The 18,883-nt window shown below is 65.5% G+C and carries 23 protein-coding genes; 5 read left to right on the top strand and 18 right to left on the bottom strand.

From position 1 onward, the window contains the following. The first annotated feature begins 370 nt into the window (after window positions 1-370). Complete coding sequence (locus QQK25_RS05590; RefSeq protein WP_284187043.1) at window positions 371-1,414, top strand: type I glyceraldehyde-3-phosphate dehydrogenase; 1,044 nt, start codon at window positions 371-373, stop codon at window positions 1,412-1,414. Between the two features lie 21 nt (window positions 1,415-1,435). Here QQK25_RS05590 and QQK25_RS05585 read toward each other — a convergent pair whose 3' ends face one another. The 9 genes from QQK25_RS05585 to nifH all read right to left on the bottom strand — a co-directional run bounded on the left by QQK25_RS05585 (window position 1,436) and on the right by nifH (window position 8,914). Further along, complete coding sequence (locus QQK25_RS05585) at window positions 1,436-2,404, bottom strand: hypothetical protein (protein ID WP_284187042.1); 969 nt, start codon at window positions 2,402-2,404, stop codon at window positions 1,436-1,438. A gap of 16 nt (window positions 2,405-2,420) precedes the next feature. Then, the gene (locus tag QQK25_RS05580; protein WP_284187041.1) at window positions 2,421-3,176 is read right to left on the bottom strand and encodes a 4Fe4S-binding leucine-rich repeat protein; all 756 of its coding nucleotides are present in this window, start codon (window positions 3,174-3,176) and stop codon (window positions 2,421-2,423) included. Next, a complete protein-coding gene (locus tag QQK25_RS05575) occupies window positions 3,169-3,432 on the bottom strand; it encodes a DUF6129 family protein (protein WP_284187040.1) in 264 nt (87 codons plus the stop codon). The genes QQK25_RS05580 and QQK25_RS05575 overlap by 8 nt, the downstream gene beginning before the upstream one ends. Next, window positions 3,429-4,160 (bottom strand): dinitrogenase iron-molybdenum cofactor N-terminal domain-containing protein, encoded by a 732-nt coding sequence (locus tag QQK25_RS05570; RefSeq protein ID WP_284187039.1) that lies wholly within the window; start codon window positions 4,158-4,160, stop codon window positions 3,429-3,431. The genes QQK25_RS05575 and QQK25_RS05570 overlap by 4 nt, the downstream gene beginning before the upstream one ends. 93 nt (window positions 4,161-4,253) lie before the next feature. Next, the gene (locus QQK25_RS05565) at window positions 4,254-4,445 is read right to left on the bottom strand and encodes a 4Fe-4S binding protein (protein ID WP_153163574.1); all 192 of its coding nucleotides are present in this window, start codon (window positions 4,443-4,445) and stop codon (window positions 4,254-4,256) included. A gap of 12 nt (window positions 4,446-4,457) precedes the next feature. Further along, window positions 4,458-4,685: a putative nitrogen fixation protein NifT gene (gene nifT / locus QQK25_RS05560; RefSeq protein ID WP_284187038.1), complete on the bottom strand. Its 228-nt coding sequence runs from the start codon at window positions 4,683-4,685 to the stop codon at window positions 4,458-4,460. Between the two features lie 55 nt (window positions 4,686-4,740). Continuing rightward, window positions 4,741-6,309 carry a nitrogenase molybdenum-iron protein subunit beta gene (gene nifK / locus QQK25_RS05555; RefSeq protein ID WP_284187037.1) on the bottom strand — a complete coding sequence of 523 codons (1,569 nt, stop codon included), beginning with the start codon at window positions 6,307-6,309 and terminating at the stop codon, window positions 4,741-4,743. Between the two features lie 145 nt (window positions 6,310-6,454). Then, window positions 6,455-7,927 carry a nitrogenase molybdenum-iron protein alpha chain gene (nifD, locus tag QQK25_RS05550; RefSeq protein ID WP_153163572.1) on the bottom strand — a complete coding sequence of 491 codons (1,473 nt, stop codon included), beginning with the start codon at window positions 7,925-7,927 and terminating at the stop codon, window positions 6,455-6,457. 87 nt (window positions 7,928-8,014) lie between these two features. Beyond that, the gene (gene nifH / locus QQK25_RS05545) at window positions 8,015-8,914 is read right to left on the bottom strand and encodes a nitrogenase iron protein (protein WP_153163571.1); all 900 of its coding nucleotides are present in this window, start codon (window positions 8,912-8,914) and stop codon (window positions 8,015-8,017) included. A gap of 149 nt (window positions 8,915-9,063) precedes the next feature. Between nifH and QQK25_RS05540 the strand changes: the two genes are divergently transcribed. After that, window positions 9,064-9,915 carry an NAD(+)--dinitrogen-reductase ADP-D-ribosyltransferase gene (locus tag QQK25_RS05540; protein WP_284187036.1) on the top strand — a complete coding sequence of 284 codons (852 nt, stop codon included), beginning with the start codon at window positions 9,064-9,066 and terminating at the stop codon, window positions 9,913-9,915. Here the strand turns inward: QQK25_RS05540 and QQK25_RS05535 are convergent. Further along, window positions 9,912-10,256: a hypothetical protein gene (locus QQK25_RS05535; RefSeq protein ID WP_284187035.1), complete on the bottom strand. Its 345-nt coding sequence runs from the start codon at window positions 10,254-10,256 to the stop codon at window positions 9,912-9,914. The two genes, QQK25_RS05540 and QQK25_RS05535, sit on opposite strands and share 4 nt — an antisense overlap. 217 nt (window positions 10,257-10,473) lie before the next feature. Between QQK25_RS05535 and QQK25_RS05530 the strand changes: the two genes are divergently transcribed. From QQK25_RS05530 to QQK25_RS05520, 3 genes are read left to right on the top strand one after another with little or no spacing between them, the layout of a single operon-like run. Next, the gene (locus QQK25_RS05530; RefSeq protein WP_284187034.1) at window positions 10,474-11,310 is read left to right on the top strand and encodes an SIR2 family protein; all 837 of its coding nucleotides are present in this window, start codon (window positions 10,474-10,476) and stop codon (window positions 11,308-11,310) included. 57 nt (window positions 11,311-11,367) lie between these two features. Continuing rightward, window positions 11,368-11,925 carry a hypothetical protein gene (locus QQK25_RS05525; RefSeq protein ID WP_284187033.1) on the top strand — a complete coding sequence of 186 codons (558 nt, stop codon included), beginning with the start codon at window positions 11,368-11,370 and terminating at the stop codon, window positions 11,923-11,925. Then, the gene (locus QQK25_RS05520) at window positions 11,925-12,305 is read left to right on the top strand and encodes a bacteriohemerythrin (RefSeq protein ID WP_284187032.1); all 381 of its coding nucleotides are present in this window, start codon (window positions 11,925-11,927) and stop codon (window positions 12,303-12,305) included. Before QQK25_RS05525 ends, QQK25_RS05520 begins: the two co-directional genes overlap by 1 nt. A gap of 528 nt (window positions 12,306-12,833) precedes the next feature. Here the strand turns inward: QQK25_RS05520 and draG are convergent. The 8 genes from draG to nifB all read right to left on the bottom strand — a co-directional run bounded on the left by draG (window position 12,834) and on the right by nifB (window position 18,732). Next, the gene (gene draG / locus QQK25_RS05515; protein ID WP_284187031.1) at window positions 12,834-13,757 is read right to left on the bottom strand and encodes an ADP-ribosyl-[dinitrogen reductase] hydrolase; all 924 of its coding nucleotides are present in this window, start codon (window positions 13,755-13,757) and stop codon (window positions 12,834-12,836) included. Next, window positions 13,736-14,308 carry a nitrogen fixation protein NifQ gene (locus QQK25_RS05510; RefSeq protein WP_284187030.1) on the bottom strand — a complete coding sequence of 191 codons (573 nt, stop codon included), beginning with the start codon at window positions 14,306-14,308 and terminating at the stop codon, window positions 13,736-13,738. Before QQK25_RS05510 ends, draG begins: the two co-directional genes overlap by 22 nt. Before the next feature lie 23 nt (window positions 14,309-14,331). Beyond that, window positions 14,332-14,694 carry a 2Fe-2S iron-sulfur cluster-binding protein gene (locus QQK25_RS05505; protein WP_153163563.1) on the bottom strand — a complete coding sequence of 121 codons (363 nt, stop codon included), beginning with the start codon at window positions 14,692-14,694 and terminating at the stop codon, window positions 14,332-14,334. A gap of 64 nt (window positions 14,695-14,758) precedes the next feature. Then, a complete protein-coding gene (locus tag QQK25_RS05500; protein ID WP_153163562.1) occupies window positions 14,759-15,046 on the bottom strand; it encodes a 2Fe-2S iron-sulfur cluster-binding protein in 288 nt (95 codons plus the stop codon). A 29-nt stretch (window positions 15,047-15,075) separates the two neighbouring features. Continuing rightward, window positions 15,076-16,359: an FprA family A-type flavoprotein gene (locus QQK25_RS05495; RefSeq protein WP_284187029.1), complete on the bottom strand. Its 1,284-nt coding sequence runs from the start codon at window positions 16,357-16,359 to the stop codon at window positions 15,076-15,078. Then, on the bottom strand, window positions 16,337-16,801 hold the full coding sequence (locus tag QQK25_RS05490; protein ID WP_284187028.1) for an ArsC/Spx/MgsR family protein: 465 nt from the start codon (window positions 16,799-16,801) through the stop codon (window positions 16,337-16,339). The genes QQK25_RS05495 and QQK25_RS05490 overlap by 23 nt, the downstream gene beginning before the upstream one ends. Before the next feature lie 86 nt (window positions 16,802-16,887). Further along, entirely contained in the window at window positions 16,888-17,166 is a 279-nt protein-coding gene (locus QQK25_RS05485) for a 4Fe-4S dicluster domain-containing protein (protein WP_284187027.1), read from the bottom strand. Between the two features lie 72 nt (window positions 17,167-17,238). After that, complete coding sequence (nifB, locus tag QQK25_RS05480; RefSeq protein WP_284187026.1) at window positions 17,239-18,732, bottom strand: nitrogenase cofactor biosynthesis protein NifB; 1,494 nt, start codon at window positions 18,730-18,732, stop codon at window positions 17,239-17,241. Window positions 18,733-18,883: the final 151 nt, after the last annotated feature.

The raw sequence follows: 18,883 nt of genomic DNA, 5'->3' as shown, positions 1-18,883 counted from the left end.
TGATAGTGCACACACGTGCGTGAAAGTAGGTCATCGTCAGACTATCCATTCAACACCCCCTCAGGCTATTCGCCTCAGGGGGTGTTACGCTTTGGAATACAACGAAATCAACAGAAGCAGATCGGATCGAAATGAACTGGTCGTGTAAGTCACGATAGGACGGTGCCACGGTATTCGACGGATTTCTGCCTCTGAGAGGCGTTAACCGTCCGGTGCTCGCTATCCAGTCAAGCGCTCTCCTATTGTCAGCCTCCTGGGCGGATGTGACTCGGTGTTGTTATATAGTGGTCGTCATGGTCGCCGCGGGCTTAGTGGCGACTACATTGCCGTTCTCCTTGTGTGCATTGAAGCTGGACAGCCTGGACGAGAAATGAGTTTGCGGATTGCGATCAATGGATATGGACGCATCGGGCGTTGCTTTCTGAGAGCGTTGATGGTGTCGCCGCTGCGTGAACACTTTTCGGTGGTGGCGATCAATGAGCCGGCCGACCTGGAAAGCATGGCGTATCTCACGCGTTTCGACTCCACTCACGGGTGTTTCCCCGGAGAGGTTGAGGTGGCCGGGGAGGCGCTGCGCATCAATGGCATCGATATCCCGGTTTTCCACGCCAGCACGCCGGACGGTGTGGATTGGCGCTCTCTCGGCGTGGATCTGCTGGTGGAGGCTTCTGGGCGCTACGCTCACCGCCACGAGCTTGAGGCGTTTCTCGAGGCTGGTTGCCGGCACCTGTTGTTGTCCCATCCTGGGTACAGCGCGACGGATGTGGACAAGACCATCGTCTTTGGCCACAACGAAGGGCTGATCGTCGGGGATGAGCGGATCGTGTCGGCGGCGTCATGCACCACCAATGCCATCGTGCCGGTGCTGGCGCTGCTGGACGAAGCCTACGGGATTGACCACGCGCTGATGACGACGTTGCATTCGGTGATGAACGACCAGCCGCTCATCGACGGTTATCACCATGCGGATCTGCATCGCACGCGCTCCGCGATGCAGTCGATGATTCCGGTTTCCACCGGCCTCGCGCGCGGTGTGGTGCGACTGCTGCCGGATCTGGCCGGGCGCGTCGAGACGAAGGCGATCCGCGTACCGGTGGTCAATGTGTCGGCGATCGACCTGGTGGTGACGCTTCAGCGTCCCGCCTGCGTCGGTGACGTGAATGCGCTGCTGCGTTCAGCCGCTGCCGGGAAGGAGTCCGGCCGGATGGCTTATACCGCTGAGCCTCATGCGTCGATCGATTTCAACCACAGCCCCCACTCGGCCATCATCGATGGTGGTCAGACCCGCATGAGCGGCGTCCATCTGCTCAACCTGCTGGTGTGGTTCGACAACGAATGGGGATTCGCCAACCGCATGCTGGATGTGGCGGCGTGCTGGGCCGGGCGGATGTCGGCCCCGCAGACCGGCAGTTAGCCGCTGCCGCCGGACTGGCGCTTACAGGGCGTAAGGCCGGTGCAACCAGTTGCGGACGATTTCCACATCCCGCTGGGGCAGGTAGGCGAAGCCGGCCATGGTGTCTTCGATCACCACCTGCGCAACCCAGTGAGGAACCGCCTTGGTGCCCAGCATGTGGAAGTACCAGGCCATCGGGTAGCCGATTTCCCGATCGAAGTGCGTCAGCGCCTCGTTGAGGGCCAGGCCGCTGGTGCCTGGGGCTGCGTCAAACTCCGGCGGCGTGCCGGCCAGGGTCGCGATGGGCTGAGCGCGGAATACCGGCTGGTGATAGCGGTCCAGGTGCTCGCGGGTGGCGACGACCCAGTGGTTCGAGAAGGTGCTGTTGGCGCCGGCGCTGCTCGCGCCCCAGTCATCGACCATCCGGTGGATGGGCGCCGGTTCTGGCCGTTGGGCGCGCATGCGCTGAAGAAAACTCCCGATGTGCTGGACGCGCCGGAAGGCGTAGTGGGGCAGACTCACCGGCAGGGGCTGCTCGTTGCCGGTGCGTGGGTCGATCAGATCCTCGATGGTCGACGGATCGTTGGCGAAGAGCTGATGGGCGCGGATTTCCTGCAGGTCTTCAATCTCCAGCTGAAGAAAATCGGCGTGCCCTTCGCCGCAGTGGGACACCAGATAGTGGGTCTGGCCGACGAGGCGGGTGGCGTAGAGCGTCTGCCCGGCAAAGTCGTCGATCAGGTGCGCCATGTCGCCGTCGCGCTCGTCCAGATTGCTCTCGACCCATCGCTCCAGGTTATCGCTGATCCGTTTCCCATCGGCTGAGACGATACCTCCCAGCCGATACCAGCCGCCGCGGCTCATGGCGTGGCGGAACTTCCAGTCGGGCAGCGCCTGGCCGAGGGCCTTGATGAGCGCGCCGGGGCCGCCGCTGACCGGCACCTTGGCCGAGGCTTCGACGATGGCCGGGGCGAGAGACTTGCAGTATTCCGACCAGGCTTGGTTCTCTTTCATCGTTGTGTCCTTGGGATCAGGCTGCATTGGCCTCGGCCAGTCGGGCCTTGGCGGCGTCACGGATTTCCGCTTCCGGGTCGGAGAGCAGGGGTTCGAGGAACTCCAGCGGGGCGTTGCTCACCGCGGCGAGGCGAACCCACCACTCGGGATCTTGCAGCAGGGCCGCAGCGAGGCCGGGCAGGGCACGTTCGGCCACGACGGCGCGGACTTCGGGCTCGGGGTCGTTGGCGAGCATGTGCAGGGCGAAGGGCGGCAGGCGGGTGGCGACCACCTTGCGCACTTCCCGCTCCGGGTCCTTGGCGAGCCGGGCGAGCTGGCCGTGGGGCAGGCGCCGGGCGACTGTGGCGCGGATCATGTAGTCCGGGTCGCTGATCAGCGTCGCAAGCTGTGCCTCTGGCAGACGCGAGGCCACCGACAGGCGCACCTCCCGGTCCGGGTCGCGGCTCATGGTGGCGAGCTGGTCGAGGGGAATCCGCGAGGCGACCACCCGGCGGACAACTTCGTCGTTGTCGCGCTGCAGCGGGGTGATCAGCGCTTCCGGCGCGTAGCGGGCCGCGATGGCCCGGCGTTCCCAGAAGATGTCGGCCAGGTAGAGGTGGGCTTCGTCCGGGTTGGTGCGCAGGAAGCGGTCGATCTGCCGACCGCTGTGGGCGCGGATGCAGGCGTCGCCTGGCGTGCAGCGGTGGCTGTTCAGGTAGTCGGGAAAATACCCGCAGCCCGAGCACAAGCCCAGCTTGCCGTAGCCGGCGTCGGCCTTGGTCTTGTCACTCATCGGCCACCTGTTCGGCGATCACGATGCCGGTGGCACTGGCCAGGTCGCTGGTGAATTCGAGGCAGTGACCCGAGGCGCCGCTCACCAGATACAGGTCGTAGCCGGTCACGCTGAGGGCGACCTTGTAGCGGGGCGAGACGTCGTCGGCGCTGCACTCGGTGAAATGCACGCCGGGAAACGCCTTGCGCAGGGCGTCGGCGGAGCCGGAAGTGGTCACGGCAGCCCCGATGGCGGTAAGTTGTTCCGGGGTGATCATAGGGTCTCTCCGGTCTCGATGTCCTCCTCGAAGCGGGCGAGGGAGGCTGACCGCACGCCCATGATCTGGGCCAGCCACGGCGGCGGGCTGGCGAGGCGGCCCTGGAGTTCGACCAGCGCCTCGCGGGCCGGGCCGCCGGTGGGCTTCTTGACCGGATGCACGCCGGCGCGCACCACCTTGGCTGCCGCCGGGCCGCCGATGGATTGCACGTACACCAGCTGGCAGTCGTTGATGAGGGCCGAGCGGGAGGCGTTCTTGTCCTCGGCGCCGTCGGCCTCGGCGGTGCTGCGCACGTCGATGAGGCGGATCGCCTCCTGGCCGACCTGGTAGATCAGGAAGCGGTCGCAGGAGCCGAAGTGGCCGTCCAGGTTCTCGCCCCGGTTGGCGGCCACGGCGACGCGGATCGAGCCGGGCATGTCGCCATCGGTGTAGGCCTCGACCACCGGGAAGTCGGCGTGCTCGACGCCTTGGCCCCACAGCAGGCGGATCGCGTCCTTGAGGGTCTCGTTGTCGACGCCCACGTGGCAGCCCTGCTCGGCAAAGTCGCCGGCCAGGATGGCGCGCAGATCCTCGACGGTGAGCTTGGCGAGCTTGGCTTCGGTGAGCGGGGGCTCGAGCTTTTCCAGCAGGGCGCCGACGAGGGCCTTGACGTCGAGGCCGTCAAGGGCGCGGGCAGCCAGCGCGATGCGCAGGGCGGCTTCCCGGGATGCGATGGGCGAGGCAGACATGATGGGCTCCAGGTCGGGTCTTCAGTGGAGCGCCGGGCATCCCCGCGGGGCGACCGGCGCTCGGCTCAAGGCTCGTGCTTTGGGGCGTGTGCCTCAGGCCGGGCTGATGCAGCCGGACGGGCACACATCGACGCACAGGGGCGAGTCGTTGTGGCCGTCGCATTCGGTGCAGGTGGCGGCGTCGATCTTGTAGAAGACCTTGCCGGAACTGATCGACTTGGTGGGGCACACCGGCTTGCAGTCGCCGCAGGCGGTGCACATGTCGGGATCGATCTTCATTGCCATGATGATTCTCCTTCAGTCTTCAGCCGCGCCAAGGCGCTTGGCGCGCAGGGAAATGGGCAGACGGGGGGGCTTCGCGATCGGGTCGATGTAGTAGGAGCCGCCGTTGTCGAGCTTCAGTTCGCCGCCCCATTTTTCCGGGGTGTCGAATTCGATGGACTCGATGGAGGCTTCCAGATCGCGCTTCGGAAGGTAGAAGGTCAAGCCACCGCTTTCGGCCTGCCGGATCATGATGTTGGCCATGTAACTCTCCTGCGGACCGGCGGGCGCGGTGAGCTGCCCCCGCCGGTAGTCCGGATCAGCGCACCAAGTCGAAGTTGTAGTCGGTGGTGCCCATGCCGATGGTTTCCTTGTCGAGCTGCTCAAGGACCGCGTTCGTCAGTTGGGTGACCACGGACATCATCCCTTCGTAGCCGAGGGTGGTGGCGCGGTGCATGTGGTGACGGTCGAAGATCGGGAAGCCGATGCGGATCAGCGGAACTTCGAACTCTTCACCCTTGTAGCGGGTGTCGCGCTGGATGTACTTGCCGTAGGAGTTGCCGATCAGGAAGTCCGGCTTGTCGGTGAAGCACAGGCTGCGCATGTGCCACAGGTCGTTGCCGACATACACCTTGCCATTCACGCCAAAGGGGCTGGAAGCCAGCAGCTTCTCGACCTGCTTGCCCCAGCGCTTGTTGGCGTTGTGGGACAGGATGTGGGTCGGTTCGGCGCCCACTTCCAGCAGGATCTTGACCATGCCCATCACGAAGTCCGGGTCACCGTAGAGGGCGAACTTCTTGCCGTGCAGCCAGGCGTGGCTGTCGGAGACGAGGTCCATGCAGCGGCCGCGCTCGAGTTCCAGCGAGGCGGGGATCGGCTTGCCGGTGACTTCCGAGACCTTCATCAGGAACTCGTCGGTCCATTCCACGCCCATCGGGATGTTGAGCTTCGGGATGTCGTGCTTCCAGGTGTTCTCGACGAACTTCTTGGTCTTTTCCAGCTGGGCCGGCTGCAGCAGCAGGGTGGTGATGCCGTTCGGGGCATCGCGGACTTCGTCCATCGTGGTGCCGCCGGAGTACATGCGGAATTCGCCGTCGGCCGGGGTATCGAAGACTTCGCTCGGGTCGGAGAGCATCGTGTAGCTGACGCCCATCTCGGTGAGCATGCGCTTCACGACACGGTAGTTACCCAGGTAGGTCTCGAAGCCCGGCACGATGTTGACCTTGCCGTTGCTGCCGACGACCTTGCCTTCCATGCTGTTGAGCGTGAAGTAACGCAGGATGCCTTCTTCCATGTTGTCCCAGCCGGTGGTGTGCGAGCCGACGAAGGACGGGGTGTGGGCGAAGGGAACCGGGTAGTCCTGGGGAATGTGGCCGGCCTTCTTCGAGTTGTTGATGAAGGCGTTCAGGTCGTCACCGATGACTTCGGCCATGCAGGTGGTGGAGACGGCGATCATGTCCGGCTTGTAGATGGCCTTGGCGTTTTCCAGGCCGTCGAACATGTTCTTCTGGCCGCCGAACACGGCTGCGTCTTCCGTCATCGAATCCGACACGCAGGAGCACGGTTCCTTGAAGTGGCGGTTGAAGTAGGTGCGGAAGTAGGCGACGCAGCCTTGCGAGCCATGCACGTAGGGCAGGGTCTTGTGGAAGCCGGAGGCGCACAGCACGGCGCCCAGGGGCTGGCAGGCCTTGGCCGGATCGACGGTCAGGGCTTCGCGCTTGAAGTTGAGGTCCTGGTACTCCTGGGTGGTCGTCCACATGAAGGTTTCGAACACCTTGTCGGGGGCGTGACCTTCCTCGAACTTCTGGCGCTTTTCGGCGAGGTTCTTCTTGTAGTCATCGTCCCGGAAGAGGGGGTAGCAGGGCTTGATGTTGTCTGCGGTTTGCATTTGCATTCTCCTTGCCTGGCCCGCACATCCGCGGGTCCCGGCGCAAGCTTGAGAGGGGGTTGGGGCCAGCCGGCCGGGGTCGGGTGAAGGACGTCTTGTCCGCAATCACCCGCCGCCGGGCGGCCTTTCCCGGGTTCCTGGAAACTCAGGCAGCCTTCTTGGCTTCGTCCTCGACGACCTTCTTCCACGGGGGCGTCAGGTTCTTGAAGGTCGGGTTGGACAGGGCGATGTCCATGTCGCGAGCGAAGATCGCGAAACCGTCGTAGCCGTGGTAGGGGCCGGAGTAGTCCCAGGAGTGCATCTGGCGCAGCGGGATGCCCATCTTCTGGAAGATGTACTTTTCCTTGATGCCCGAGCCGACCATGTCGGGCTTCAGGCGCTTGACGAACTCTTCGAGCTCGAAGCCGGTGACGTCGTCGTAGAGCAGGGTGGCGTCGCCCATCTCCTTGATCGTGCGGTCGTAGTCGTCGTTGTGGGCGAATTCGTAGCCGGTACCGATGACTTCCATGCCGAGGTCTTCGTAGGCGCCGATCACGTGGCGCGGACGCAGGCCGCCGACGTAGAGCATCACCTTCTTGCCCTGCAGGCGCGGTTTGTACTTGGCGATGATCTCGTCCATCATCGGCTGGTAGCGGGCGATGACGGCTTCGGTCTTTTCCTTGATGGAATCGTCGAAGAAGGCCGCAATCTTGCGCAGGGATTCGATGATCTTGGTCGGGCCGAAGAAGTTGTATTCCAGGTAAGGAATGCCGTACTTCTCTTCCATGTGCCGGCTGATGTAGTTCATCGAGCGGTAGCAGTGGAGCAGGTTCAGCTTGACCTTCGGGGTGTTCATCATCTCGGCCAGGGTGCCGTCGCCGGACCACTGGGCCACGACGCGCAGGCCCATCTCCTCAAGGAGGATGCGGGTCGCCCAGGCGTCACCGCCGATGTTGTAGTCGCCGATGATGGCCACGTCGTAGGGCGTGCCTTCGTATGCAGCGCCGTCACGCTTGTCGAGCACCCAGTCACGGATCGCGTCGTTGGCGATGTGGTGGCCGAGGGATTGCGAAACGCCGCGGAAGCCTTCGCAGCGCACCGGCACGACGGGCTTCTCGATGACGGCAGCCGCCTTCTTCGAGACCGACTCGATGTCGTCGCCGATCAGGCCGATCGGGCACTCGGACTGGACCGAGATGCCGCGGTGCAGCGGGAAGAGCTGCTCGATTTCCTCGATCAGCTTGGCGAGCTTCTTGTCGCCGCCGAAGACGATGTCCTTCTCCTGGAAGTCGGAGGTGAAGTTCATCGTGCCGAAGGAATCAACACCGGTGGTGCCGACGTAGTAGTTGCGGCGACCGGCGCGGGAGTACTGACCGCAGCCGACGGGGCCGTGGGAGATGTGGATCATGTCCTTGATCGGACCCCACACCACACCCTTGGAACCGGCGTAGGCGCAGCCGCGGATGGTCATCACGCCGGGCAGCGACTTGCGGTTCGAGGTGATGCACTTCTTGGACTGCTCGATGGTCTGGTCGTTGACCGCGAGGTGCTTCTTGCGGTCCTTCTGGGCTTTTTCCGGATAAACCTCAAGCACCTCGGCGATGAGGGCATCGGTTTCTTCGCGAGACAGAGTCGTCATTTTTTCCTCCTGACGCCGCCACCAATCTGTAGCCGACGTACTGGTTGAAGTGGGCGGGCGCCGGAGCACCCGCCGGTCTTGCGATGCTTAGGCGGCGGCAGCGGCGTCGGCGGCCAGCTCGGCAGCGGTCTTGCCGACGATCGACTCGTCTTCCGCTTCCATGATGCCGAACTCCATCAGCAGGTCTTCCAGCTCTTCCATCTCGATCGGGGTCGGGATGACGAAGTTGGTGTTGTTGTTGATCTTCATCGCCAGCTGACGGTATTCGTCGGCCTGCTTGTGCTTCGGGTCGTATTCGATGACGGTCATACGACGGATCTCGGCGTGCTGCACGGCGTTGTCACGCGGCACGAAGTGGATCATGGTGGTGCCGAGGCGGGCGGCCAGGGCCATGATCAGTTCGTCTTCGCGGTCGGTGTTACGGCTGTTGCAGATCAGGCCGGCCAGACGCACGCCACCGGAGTTGGCGTACTTCACGATGCCCTTGGAGATGTTGTTGGCCGCGTACATGGCCATCATCTCGCCGGAGCAGACGATGTAGATTTCCTGAGCCTTGTTCTCGCGGATCGGCATGGCGAAGCCACCGCAGACCACGTCGCCCAGCACGTCGTAGAACACGAAGTCGAGGTCTTCGTCGTAGGCGCCTTCTTCTTCAAGGAAGTTGATGGCGGTGATGACGCCGCGGCCAGCGCAGCCGACGCCGGGTTCCGGGCCACCGGACTCAACGCACTTGACGCCGCCAAAACCGACGGACAGGACGTCCTCGAGCTCGAGATCCTCGACGGAGCCGGCTTCGGCAGCCAGGTGCATCACGGTGGTCTGGGCCTTGCTGTGCAGGATCAGACGGGTGGAGTCAGCCTTCGGGTCGCAGCCGACGATCATCACCTTCTTGCCGGATTCGGCCAGCGCGGCGACGAGGTTCTGGGTGGTGGTGGACTTGCCGATCCCGCCCTTGCCGTAGATGGCGCATTGACGCAGTTTTGCCATGGTGTAATCTCCTTGATCTGTCAGTCGATTTGAAAATGAAGCAGTGAGAGTCGCACCTCCACTTCAGCATGTTGCGTGCCAGGTCGGCTGACAGAACCCAAGTGTTTGATACATCAGAAAAAAGTCAAAAAGGCCCGGTTGTGGGTGGAATGTACGGATGCGACAAATCCCCCACGTCTTGTAGGGGTGATGACAAGGCGACACTCCCCCGCGACGCCCGTCTGCCCATCAACCGTTGCAACCTCCCGGCGGTCATCCTCGGCAGCCTCGCCTACCAGCGCCACCCGGCGCCGCTGCTCCTCGACGGCATCGCCGAACTCCACCGCGATCTCTTCCGGCGCCTCGAAGCGGCGTCGGATGCCGATCGTCCGGACGTCTTCCGCGACTACATGACGGTGCGCTTCCGGCTCGAATGGCCGGAGGAAGTGGGCCTCACCGGGCGCAACCAGGCGCGGGCCAAGGCCAACTACATCAAGGTGATCCGGGGCTGGAGCTTCGATTCGGACAGTGGGGAAGGGGCCGTCCTGAAGGGTTGGGTCGAATCCCGTTTCGGGCTCACGCCGCGCTACCACCGGGAAGCCCTGCGCGACCCGGCGGGTGACGCCTACCGGCGCTACACCGAGATGCGCGCCCAGGGCCTGTACGGCACCAACGCCCTGGAGGCCCAGCTCGACCTGCTGTACACGTATTGCCAGTTCGAGCTGGTGCGGCGCCATGGCGCGAGCCGCCACGTCACCCTGTACCGGGGCGTCAATCGGCTGGCCGACCACGAGGTGCTGGAAAAAGGCGCCGGCGGCGAGCACGTGGTGCTGCTCAACAACCTCAACTCCTTCACCTGCAGCCGCGACCGCGCCTGCGAGTTCGGCGACTACATCCTGGCGGTGGAGGTGCCGCTCACCAAGGTGCTCTTCTACTGCGGCCTGCTGCCGGGCGCGCTGCAGGGCGAGGACGAATTCCTGGTGATCGGCGGCGTGTCGTCGGTGGTGCTGTCCACCTTCTAGCGGTCGGCTCGCGGCTGCCGTTCACTCAGCAGCACCAGCTCGCCGATGCCGTACAGAAAGGGAAACGGAAACGCCGGCAGCGAATAGCCGATGCAGGTGTCGCCGCTGCAGCTCTTCAATACTTGGATATTGAAGGCCGCCCACAGCAGGCCCAGCCAGAACGGAAAGGCCCAGTAGAACAGGCGCGCCGCCCTGCGCCGGCCCGCATCCGACACCCCCAGCCGGCTGCCCAGCGAGCCCCGTAGCGCCTGCACCACCCGGATCGGCTCGGCTACGCAGCCCACGAAGAGGGCGAGGGTGATGACGAGCCCGGTGGCGTGGATGTCGGGAGTGAAGGGCATGGCGGCGGCGTGGGCTTGGAGACGACGGCGATGATCTCCGCCCGGTGGCCGGCTGTCAAAGCGGGCCACGCAGGTCGGCGGCGACAGCCGACAAAGCCGCCTGTCGCAAAGTCGACAATGGCGTTTTTCGCCGGATCAAGAGCCCTGCCGTTGCTGGGTGTGCGAGCGGGCGTGGAAATTGCAGGGAGGGGTTCGTATCCCACTTGCGAGCCCAACCATGACACCCGAACTCCGCGCCAAGCTGATCGCCGGCATCACCGACGGCAGCATCGTTCCCTACCTCGGCCCCGGCGTGCTGGCCGACGTGAAGAATGCCGCCACCGGCGCCCCCATCCCCGCCGACAGCGACTCGCTCATCTACGCCATGAACGACGGCAAGCCCATGGCGCCCAAGCTCATGTACGAGTTTCCCCGCGCGGCGATGAACATCGAGCTCAAGCGCGGCCGCACCACGGTCACCAAGTTCCTCACCCGCACCTACGGCGAGACGGCCTGGACCCGCGGCGCCTTCCACGACTGGCTGAAGGACATCGCCCCGCCCTACGTCATCGACATCAACCGCGACACCCAGCTGCAGGATTCCTACGCCGACGCGCCGCATACCCTGATCGTCGGCATCGCCCGCATCGGCGGCACCGACTACCGCTACAAGCTCTACCGCTGGGACGGCCAGGCCTACAGCAAGGTCGAATCCATCGACACCCGGCTGCCGGTGCTCTTCAAGCCCATGGGCACGCCGCGCCCCGAGCCGGTGTACATCGCATCCGACGCTGACTACGTGGATTTCATCACCGAGCTGATGGGCGGCTTCTCGATCCCGCCTGAGATCAAGCAGCTGCGCCAGGGAAAGCAATACCTGCTGATGGGCATGCGCCTCAACCGCGACACCGAGCGCATGGTGATGGCCGACATGATCTTCTCGGCTGCCAAGCCGGCGGGCTGGGTCTTCATCGCCGAGCCCACCGCCAAGGAGCGCCGCTTCTGTGCCCGCATCGGGCTCGAGATCATCGAGGCCGACGTTTTCGAATTCATCGGCGCCGCCCAGCCCGCCTGAGCGCCGCCCCGCGAACCCCATCCGCACCCCATTTCAAACCATCCGGAGAATTCCGCCATGCTGCTCGACCGTTACGAACCCTACTTCTTCAATTCCAACTTCAAGGAAGCCGCCAGCAAGGCCGGCTGGGTCGCCTACCGCGGCGAGCTGGTGCTGGTGGAAGGCGAGGTGGCCGATGCCCAGGGCCGCCGCAAGCCGCCCCACGAGCTGCTCCGCCAGGCCGCCGTGCTGGCCGAGGGCGACGAGCTGCGCTTCATCTCCGGCCACATGGACGAGCTGGCGCACTTCTCGGCCTTCCTCGAAAAGTACGGCCCGGATCTCAAGCCCGGCGCCATCGCGGTGATCTTCGTGGTCAACATCGACAAGCCCTTCACCGCGCTGGTGGGTGACGTGCCGGTGGTGTTCGTCCCGCTGGTGCAGGGCATGGCCTGGAACGAGCTGATCGATCTGGTCGCCCTCGAAAAGAGCGACTTCAAGGGCCAGAGCTCCGCCGACAAGGTGGTGACGCTCTACAACGCCCTGAAGGGCCACACCTTCAAGTACCCGCAATCCACGGTGGAAGAGGCCCTCAAGACCACCAACAACGCCAAGCGCGAGACCCACGGGGCGGTCTGATGCCCTGGGCCGAAAGGCATGCGCTGGGGGTGGCCGAGATGGACGCCACCCACCGGGAATTCCTCGACATGGCCGAGGCCCTGCAGGCGGCGTCGGACGCCGATTTTCCGGCGCTCTTTGCCCGCCTGCACGTGCACACCCGGCAGCACTTCGAGAACGAGGAGCGGCTGATGAAAGCCAGCCGCTTCCCGGCCATCGGCGAGCACAACAGCGAACACCTGCGGGTGCTGGGCGAGCTCGCCCACTTCGCCCGCGGCGTGGCCGCCGGCCGGCTGGGCCTGGCCCGGCAGTACGTGAAGGGCCTGCCCGGGTGGTTCGACACCCATCTGGCCACGATGGATGCGGCGCTGGCCGGCTGTATCAAGCGCAGCGCGGGGTGAGGGTGCGGGGTGTCGGATTACGCTGCGCTAATCCGACCTACCTGTACTGGCTCGCAAGGATGCTGCTCCAGGTCGGACTTCAGTCCGACACGCCGTGCCATTGGAGTCGCGTGATGTCGGACTGAAGTCCGACCTACAGGATCGCAAGGTGGGCTTTCTGTGCAGATGGCGGCTTGTCCGCGGAGGGTCGCGAGCCTCTCGGAGATACTCGCGACCCTCCCGGAGCCCGTCATTCGGGCGGGCGAGCTCCTCGCGACGGACTTTGCGACGGGCAGGCCCATGCCGGAAGCTGCTGCGCCCGGGCTTCTGGCGTGTCGATGCCTATGCGGCGTAATGGCAGGCGCTGTCGGCGAGCTGCTCGCGTCGGTCTGCGCCGCCCAATCGAGCAGCTCGCCGACAGGGTGGGTGTGTCGCGGGGGCTCTCGCGAGCAGCTTTCGGACAGGCGCGAGGGGCTCGCGGCATCTCCGCTCGGGCTCTGGCGAGGTCGGCCGTGGCCCGGAAGGGCGACGCAGCACCCCGGCGGGCGTTCAGTGAGCCATCAAGGCCAGGGCCTGCAGCTCCACCGTCTCCCTCACCCCCGCATCCAGCGCCTTGCGCCAGCGGGCGGGGATCGCCTCGGGCCCGTAGCAGGCGCCGGCCAGCATGGCGGCGATGGCGCCGGTGGTGTCGGCGTCGCCGCCGCGATTGACGATGTCCACCAGGCAGGCCTCGAAGCCGTGGGTGGCAAACAGCGCCTGGAACACCGCCTGCAGCGTTTCCACCACGTAGCCGCTCGGGTTGTCGCGGCGCTTGCCCTGCCAGGCGAACACCGGGTGCCGGGCGACCAGCGTGTCGGCGTGGTGGCGGGCGGTGTCGAGGCCGTGGCCGGCGAGGAAGTCGTGGACCATCGCCACCAGGGTTTCGCAGGCGGCGTCGGATAGCAGGTTGTGGTGGGTGACGTGGCCCTGGGCCCGGCAGGCGGCGGCGACCACGTCGGGCGGCTGGCCGAAGGTGGCCAGCGCCACCGGCAGCACGCGCATCGCCGCGCCGTTGCCGGCGTCGTGCTCCGACAGGGGCGCCTCGGGGTTGCCGGTCTTGCGGTAGGTGATGAGGTTGCGCCGCACGGTGTTGCCGATATCCACCGGCTTGCCGCGCATCCAGGCGTCGAAGGCGTCGGCGGCGGCGCGGGCATCCACCCGGCCGGCGGCCAGGATCGCCTCGCCCAGCGCCAGGGACATGGTGGTGTCGTCGGTGACCTGCCCGGCCTTGAGGCGCAGCCAGCCGCCGCCGCTGATGTCCTGGTGCACGCCGTGCTGGTGCTGGATCTCGCGGGGGGTGAGGAACTCGACGGTGGCGCCGAGGGCGTCGCCGATGGCGAGCCCCAGGTAGGCCGCGACGGCCCGGCTGTCAGGCGTGGTGGCCGATGGGGCCGGCGCGGCTGGCGGCGGGCTTACTGCTCGGGTCCAAAGCACTTGGCGTAGTCCTTGCACACGCCACACGAGGGGGCGGGGCACACGTAGATGCCTTCGGCGGCGCAGAACTGCCGGTAGAGGAACTTCTTCCACTTCATGTCGCCGGTGTTGGCGGCGGCGAGGGTGGGGAAGTTCACCCTCATCAGGCGGGAGAGTTCGTCCCGGCTGGCGAGGCCGAGGTCCTGCCACAGGTGGTCGGCGCCGGTGCAGGCGGTGGCGATGATGTCGGCCACCCACAGCTCGGAGGCGTGCTGCCCGGCCCGGTGATCGGCGAGCAGCTTTTGCAGGTCGCTCCACTCGGGCACCTTGTCGGTGCTGCGCGGAAAGGCGGGCATGAGCAGCCCGGTGAAGTATTCGGTGATCAGCTGGCGGCAGGTGCGCTCGCCAAGGCCGAGGTCCGGGGGCAGGCAGCCTTCGCCGAGGCGCTGGCCGGCCAGCAGACTGGCCAGCAGCGGACGGTTCGGATCGAAGCGTGCGTGGTCGTGGCAGGGCATGGCCAGCAGGCCGGCGACGGCCAGGGCGTGATGCGCGTTGCGGTCCAGAACGTTCATGGCAGCCTCCCCCGGGGTGGGACTTACTTGCTCGGATACTCGACCAGGATGTCCTCGTCGCGGATGATCATCTGGCAGGCCAGACGCCATTGGGTCGGAGGAATGTCATCCACGTACATCTGCTCGACCTGGGCCTTGGTGATGTGGCCCAGTTCGGTCAGGGCGGCCACTTCGCGCACGTTGAGCGGGCCGCCCATCGGACGACGCTTGCCGTCGACGGACGAGACCTTCACGAGGCAGGTGCCGCAGTTGCCTTCCTGGCAGCCGAAGTCGATGGGGATGTGGTGTTCCTTGGCAAGGGCGAGGATGGTCTGGGTGTGGCTACCGGCCACGGCATAGACCGTCTTGTCCTTGTGCATGGGGCTGCTGAAGGTGATCAGGGCCATTTGAAGTTCTCCTGGAATGACGGGTTCACGAATTTCTCTGTGGTTGCGGGACGTGCTTTTAGTCTTATGCGGGCTTGACGACGATTTCGCCGCCGATGATCTGGGCCTGGCAGGCCAGGCGATGGCCCCGGGGGGCGAGGTTGTCCTTGAGCACCTGGTCCTCGAGCATGCTGGGCGGGGCGAGGTTGTCGGCGCCCGAGACGATCTTGGTGAGGCAGGTGCAGCACTCGCCTTCGCGGCAGCCGTAGGTGATGCCGGCGCCGACCTTCTCCGACACCTCGATGAGCCGGGTGCCGGCCGGGACGGTGACGGAGACGCCGATGTCTTCGAAGGTGACTTTGGCTTTGGGCATGGTGGGTTTTCCTGGTTGTCCTGAATGATTTAGGCGGGGGTGACCTGCAGCGTGCTGAACTCGATCTCCCGGTGCTCGACCTGGCCGGTGAGGTGGCGGGCGAGGGTTTCACCCAGGGCGTGGCACTGCTCCAGCTCGCCGGCGTCGGGCACGAGCTTGATGCGCAGGCCTTCCACCGGCACCCGCAGCTTCAGGCCGCGCAGGCGGTCCTCGATCAGGCGCACCGCCTCGCCGCTCCAGCCGTAGCTGCCGAAGGCGGCGCCGAGCTTGCCCTTGACGTTGACGGTGGTGAGGGACGAGAGCACGTCCCAGATGGGCTTGACCGCGTCGGCGTTGATGGTCGGGCTGCCGAAGGCGAGGCCGTCGGCCTCTTCGATGAGGTCGGTGAAGATGCCGGACTCGCCGCCTTCCAGGTCGTACAGCGACACCCGCACGCCGCCGATGGATTCGGCACCGGCGGCCAGCGCCTCGGCCATCCGCCGGGTGTTGCCGTAGGCCGAGATGTAGAAGACCACCAGAGTCTTCTCGCTGCGGGCCTCGTTGAACAGGCGCGGCATGGCCAGCTCGCGGTAGCGCTGCACGTAGTCCCGCGGCATGTGGCGCAGGATGGGGCCGTGGGCCGGGGCGATCAGGCGCAGGTTGAGGGGCTCGATGAGGGCCAGCGCGTCCAGCACGTTCTCGCGGAACGGCCGCATGATGTGGGCGTAGTAGTACTCGAACGAGAAGCGGAAATCGCCCACCGCGTCGTTGTAGAGCCGGGCGTCGCAGAAGTGGCAGCCAAACACGTCGCCCGAAAACAGCATGCCTTCCTCGACGAGGTAGGTGCATTGGGTGTCGGGCCAGTGCAGGTAGGGCGTGTGCAGGAAGTGCAGGGTGCGCCCGCCCAGGTCGATGGTGTCGCCGGTGGTCACCGGGATGTATTCGGGCGGGGCTTCGCCGCTGGGCTTGAGCAGCGCCTTCAGCATCATCTGGGCGCGGCGCGAGAGGTACACCCTGGCCTGGGGGGCGCGCTTGAGCAGCTCCGGCAGGGCGCCGCTGTGGTCCGGCTCCAGGTGGTTGAGGACGATGGTGGTGATCTCGTCGTAGCGGGCGACGGATTCGAGCCGCCGGAAGAAATCGTCGGCGAAGCTCTCCTTCACCGTGTCGATCACCGCCACGCCGGTCTCGCCACGCACCACGTAGGCGTTGTAGGTGGTGCCGTTGGCGGTGCGCAGGATGATGTCGAAGTTGCGCAGATGCGGGTCGAGGGCGCCCACCCAGTGGACGCCCGGGGCGAGTTCGACCGCGTTTTCAGTGATTCCCGACGCGCGCATGGTCTTCTCCGTGACCTGCGGAACCGCAGCTACCGTGGCTGGCCGTGCCGTGCACGCAGGCTTCGATGTTGCCGGTGGGCAGCTCCACGCCACGCAGGCCGATCCAGGCGTCCACGGCCGCCGCATCAAAGCCCACCATGCGCTCCTCGCCCACCTGCATCAGCGGGCGGCGGATCAGCAGCGGGTTCTCCAGCAGCAGCGACAGGGCCTGGCGCACGTCCAGCGCGTCCGGGTCGATGTGGCCGAGCTTGATCGCCGGCGCGCTGCGGTTGAACCACTCGGGCACCGGCAGTCGGCCGAGGAAGGCGAGCAGCCCTTCGGCCGTCCATGCCTCTGCCTTCAGGCTGCGGGCATGCACCGTGTGGCCCGCCGCGGCAAGCAGCGTCTTCTGGCGCTGGTTGCCCTGGCAGCCGGGCTTCTCGAAAAAGAGGACATCGGCCATGTCAGGACTCCCGCAGGGCCGCCCCAAGGGAGGCCTGCGCCCCCTTGGGGGGGAGCGAGTGCAGCGAGCGTGGGGGCTGTGTCATCTCAGGCCACCTCCCGGTACAACCCGTACTCCTTGAGCTTCTCGATCGGGATGCCGGTCAGCGAGCCGGGCGGGTTGAGGAATTCGCCCAGCTCGTCGACGATGGCCATCTCGATGGGGCAGATCGCGGCGCACTGGGGCGTGGCGTGATCGCCGAGGCACTCGGTGCACTTCATGTCGTCGATGAGGAAGTGGGGCTTGTCGGCGTAGATCGCGTCGTTGGGGCAGACGTCCACGCAGGCCCAGCAATTGACGCAGGATTGAGTGATCTGAAGTGCCATGTCAGGGCTCCCGAAAGGCCCGCCGGAGGTGGCTCCGGCGGGCGTGACGAAGGATGTGGATGAAGTGGGCGTTCAGGCGACCTTGAGGCTGTCGGTGCTCGGGAGCAGCCGGCCGGTGGCGGCGATTTCCTTGTACACCGCCATCACCGCCTCTTCGATCGGCTCCATCGCGTGCTCGCCGTTGGGGGCGATGCCGGCCGCCTCGAGCTTGCCCCACGGTTCAAAACCGATCTTGGAGCACAGCACGACCTCGCAGCCTTCGAGCACCTTGATGTTGCGGTCGAGGAGGGAATCCGGTTCCTCGTCGCCTTCGCCGCAGCTGTCCATCCCGCCGCAGTAGAGCTCGGTCTTGCGGTGGCTGATGAAGCGCACGCCGTCAGGCGACGCCTCGTAGATCAGGAACTCCTTGGCGTGGCCGAAGTGCTCGGCGACGAGGCCGTTCTTGCCGGCCACCGCCATCAGCACCGGGCGCGAGCCTTCGGGGATGCCCTGGGGCTTCGGCTTGGTGTGACCGCGCTGGGCTTCGAGCTTCTCGATGATCGAGTCGTGGACTTCCTTCCGGCGCACCATCGCGGCCTCGTAATCCACGTCCATCACGTCGATCTTGTCCATCGTGAACTCGTCGCCGCGATCCTCGCCCAAGAGGCCCACCGCGTCGGCGCGGCACTGGCGGCAGTGGCGCATCATCGCCATGTCGCCGGCACAGGCGTCCTGCAGGTCCTGCAGCTGCTCGGGGGTCGGCTCCGGCTGCTCCATGATCCCGTAGTAGGTGCCGTGCTCGGGCTCGGCGATCAGCGGCATCACGTTGTGCAGGAAGGCGCCCTTGGCCTTGACGATCTTCGAGACCTCCTTGAGGTGCTCGTCATTCACGCCGGGGATCAGCACCGAGTTCACCTTCACGAGGATGCCCCGCGAGGTGAGCATCTCGAGGCCCTTCTGCTGCTGCTCGATGAGGATCTTGGCGCCCTCGATACCGAAGATGCGCTTGTTGTTCCAGTAGATCCACGGATAGATCTTGGCGCCCACTTCCGGATCGACACAGTTGATGGTGATCGTCACGTGGTCGATGTTGTGCTTGGCGATCTCGTCCACGTATTGCGGGAGCGACAGGCCGTTGGTGGACACGCACAGCTTGATGTCCGGCGCCTTCTCCGAGAGTTGCTCGAAGGTCTCGAAGGTGCGGGCCGGGTTGGCAAGGGGGTCTCCCGGCCCCGCGATGCCGAGTACGGTCATCTGCGGGATCTCGGCGGCCACCGCCAGCACCTTCTTGATCGCCTGGTCCGGCGTCAGCAGCTCGGACACCACGCCCGGGCGCGACTCGTTGGAGCAGTCGTACTTGCGGTTGCAGTAATTGCACTGGATGTTGCAGGCCGGGGCGACGGCCACGTGCATGCGCGCAAAGTAGTGGTGGGCCTCTTCCGAATAACAGGGATGGTCCTGCACCTTGGCGCGGATGTGGTCGGGCAGATGAGACAGGGCGTCGGGCGCAGTGCCGCAGCCGCTTGAAGAACAACCGCCGCCGGATGCTTCTTCGGGCGCGGCATTGCTGATGACGGGCAGTTCCACGTTGGGCTCCTCTGGATCTGGGGTTACGCCGGGTATTCAGCAATCGCTGTGCCAGAGGAGAAAACAGCAGAAAAACAGGGGTTTATTGTTTCGGCGCGGGGGCGCTTGTCAGCCCTTTGTCGCAAAGGTGACAGTCACCTTTGTGCGTAAA

Source organism: Zoogloea oryzae, assembly GCF_030161255.1.
Taxonomy (GTDB): Bacteria; Pseudomonadota; Gammaproteobacteria; order Burkholderiales; family Rhodocyclaceae; genus Zoogloea; species Zoogloea oryzae.
The sequence above is the reverse complement of the archived record's forward strand: the minus strand, read 5'-3'. Positions and strand labels throughout refer to the sequence as shown.